The organism is Streptomyces sp. NPDC047982, from assembly GCF_043204165.1.
Lineage (GTDB): Bacteria > Actinomycetota > Actinomycetes > Streptomycetales > Streptomycetaceae > Streptomyces.
The window spans coordinates 1-2,683 of record NZ_JBIDBS010000056.1 but is presented as its reverse complement, the minus strand read 5'-3'; the positions used below and the strand labels follow the sequence as shown (position 1 = coordinate 2,683).

Sequence of the window (2,683 nt, the reverse complement as noted above, 5' to 3'; positions counted from 1 at the left end):
GACCGGGACATCAACGCGGCGGTCAACGTCGCCAAGGCGGCCGGACTGGCCGTGTCAGCCTGCGGAGCGCGGGTAAGACCGGGACTCGTCCCGGCCCAGCGCGGTGAAACAGGAACCCACCGAGACGGTCAGCCGACCGTGGTAGGAATCCCCGGGCTCTAGCCCGGGGAGCGGAAGTCAAGTCATCGACAAGTACGGCGACGAGTACACGGCCCTGGTGAACACCTTCGGCAGGATCAAGGCCAAGAACGCCATCAAGGACTCCTCGCGCATCCTGGGCTACCCGTACGCGCACGGTGAGCGGATCACCAAGGCTCTGCCGCCCGACCAGAACGGCAAGCCCGCCCCGCTCGCCGCGATCTTCGACCCGACGCACCCCCGGTACGCGGAGGCCGGCGAGATCCGGCAGATGTACGAGAGCGAACCGGATGTGCAACGGGTGATCGACACCGCCCGTGGTGTGGAGGGCCTCACCCGCGGCACCGGCGTGCATGCCGCTGCCGTCATCCTGTCCAAGACGAGGCTCACCGACCGCATCCCGCTGCACATGCGGGCCGCCGACGGCGCGAGGATCACCGGATTCGACTACCCCTCGTGCGAGGCGATGGGCCTGATCAAGATGGACTTCCTCGGCCTGCGCAACCTGGGTGTCATCGATCAGGCCATCGAGAACATCCGCGCCAACCGAGGCATCCGCCTGGCCACCGTCGCACCTGCCACGAGCGACACGTCCACCGTCACCATCCCGCTCGACGACGTCAGACGTACCGGTTGCTGGCCGACGCCAACACACTCGGCGTCTTCCAGCTCGACGGCGGTGGCATGCGCGCCCCTGCTCAAACTGATGGAACCCACCCGCTTCGAGGACATCGCCGCGGCCAACGCCCTCTACCGGCCCGGCCCGATGGCCGCCAACGCCCACACCAACTACGCGCTGCGCCAGAACGGCAAACAGGACGCCACCCCCATCCACCCGGAACTCGAGCAGGCCCTGGAACCGATCCTCGGCCCCACCCACCACCTGCTCGTGTACCAGGAGCAGATCATGGCCATCGCCCGGCAACTGGCCGGCTACACGCTGGGCGGTGCCGACATGCTGCGCCGGGCGATGGGCAAGAAGAAACCCGAGGTCCTGGCCGCCGAGTGGGAGAAGTTCCACGCCGGCATGCGGGCGGGAGGCTACTCCGACGAGGCGATCAAAGCCCTGTGGGACATCAAGGGCGCCTTCGGCGCCGAAGCCTGGGCGGGCCTCGGATGACACCCCCGAGCGGCCATGCGCGCAACACCGACGTACGGAGCGCCGCCCTCCCACCGTGCCGGCGCTGCGGGTCCCCGGCTCTCCTGACCGCCCGCTACCCGCACTCCTGGCTCAACCGGGCCGGAGGCCAGGTCGTCGGCATCAAGGAGACCATCCTCTGCCCCGGTTGCGACGCGAACGATCCCGCCGCGACCGAGCTTCTCGCGCTGCTCGGGCGAATGAGTCACGACGACGTCGAACACCTCGCGACGCTCGACACGCTCGCCCACGCATGGCTGGAGACCATCCGGCACCGCACACCCGACCCGGCCGACCTGGACGACGAGGCATCCCGGTGGAGAACCGGAGACCTCTGAAGTCCACACGGCGCAAACAGCGCGCCGGTGGGCCCGTCACGGTGCTGACCACGGCCGTCGAGGTCGACGGGGTGAGTGCAGCCCCGAGGTGACCCTGTGGATCAGCAGGTCGTAGCTCTCGTCCAGTTTCTCCGGGAGCCCGAACGCGCCCTCGCTCCACCCGGCCACGCGCGGCAGGTCGCACGCACGGGTTCCCGGCGGGGCGGACACGCGCCGGGAGGTGGAGGTGCTCCGTACGCGCTGCCGCCACGGCGGCCGGTGGGCCCTTCACGCGCGCGCACCGCCGCGCGCTTCGCCAACTGCCGTACAGGAGGCGCGAATTGCATGCAGGATATTCCGGTTGGGGCCGACGCCGGGGGAGGGCCTGTACGAACGCCGGGCTGCGGAAACCGGTGCGTGAGCTTCGAGCGTTCACCGTTCGCGCCTCCGACGGGTTCGGCCGCCGGCCTCCGGGGCGGACCCGGCCGCCGACGGCCGGGTTCAACAGTCGTCGTGCGGCCGGGCGGCGCGGGCCTCCTTCAGACGCAGGGCGATGGAACCGCGTACGGAAGCACGCAGGCGCTCCGTCTCCGCGGCTTCCTCGGCACCAGGGTCACGTGCGATGAGCGGTCCGAGCTCCCGTCGCATCCGCTCGATCACCGCATCCACCCGCTGCCCGGTCCGCGGGTCCGGCCGCCGCACCCAGGCGGCGATCACCCGCAGCCCCTCTTCGAGCAGTGCCCGGTCCTGGGAGGTGATGCCGCGCAGGGCGTCCGCGGTGTCCACGGCGGGGACCGGCGGACAGTCCGGCCCCCGGGCGAGCGCCCCGGCGGCCTGTTCCCGCAGCCGCTGCGCGGACTCGCCGCCGAGCGCCGACAGCACGGCCAGCAGTCGCGTCATCGCCGCGTCGTCCGCTCCGTCGCCCGTCATACGCGTTCCCCCGTGGCTTCGGGGGGTTCGCCGGTGTCGAGCCGGGTCTCGCGTCCGTCGACGACGGTCCAGCACTCCAGCTCATAGGGCCAGAGCCGCGGCAGGTGAGCGCGTGCCGCGTCGGGGTCGAGGAAGACGAACGCGATGTTGTCGAGGGGAG

Annotated in this window: 2 protein-coding genes and 1 pseudogene; 2 read left to right on the top strand and 1 reads right to left on the bottom strand. The window is 70.9% G+C overall.

The window, feature by feature from the left end; all coding sequences use genetic code 11:
• Nucleotides 1–181: 181 nt before the first annotated feature.
• Together ACGF2V_RS31035 and ACGF2V_RS31030 are read left to right on the top strand one after the other, a co-directional pair.
• A pseudogene (locus ACGF2V_RS31035) lies at nucleotides 182–1,243 on the top strand (DNA polymerase III subunit alpha); the annotation flags it as partial.
• An 11-nt stretch (nucleotides 1,244–1,254) separates the two neighbouring features.
• On the top strand, nucleotides 1,255–1,614 hold the full coding sequence (locus ACGF2V_RS31030) for a DUF6300 family protein (protein WP_362630141.1): 360 nt from the start codon (nucleotides 1,255–1,257) through the stop codon (nucleotides 1,612–1,614).
• A gap of 480 nt (nucleotides 1,615–2,094) precedes the next feature.
• Here the strand turns inward: ACGF2V_RS31030 and ACGF2V_RS31025 are convergent, their stop codons facing one another.
• Nucleotides 2,095–2,523 carry a hypothetical protein gene (locus ACGF2V_RS31025; protein WP_362711219.1) on the bottom strand — a complete coding sequence of 143 codons (429 nt, stop codon included), beginning with the start codon at nucleotides 2,521–2,523 and terminating at the stop codon, nucleotides 2,095–2,097.
• Between the last annotated feature and the right edge of the window lie 160 nt (nucleotides 2,524–2,683).

Coding starts and splice junctions, on each gene's coding strand:
- ACGF2V_RS31030 (WP_362630141.1), top strand. CDS start 1,255: ATGACACCCCCGAGCGGCCATGCGCGCAACACCGACGTACGGAGCGCC.
- ACGF2V_RS31025 (WP_362711219.1), bottom strand. CDS start 2,523: ATGACGGGCGACGGAGCGGACGACGCGGCGATGACGCGACTGCTGGCC.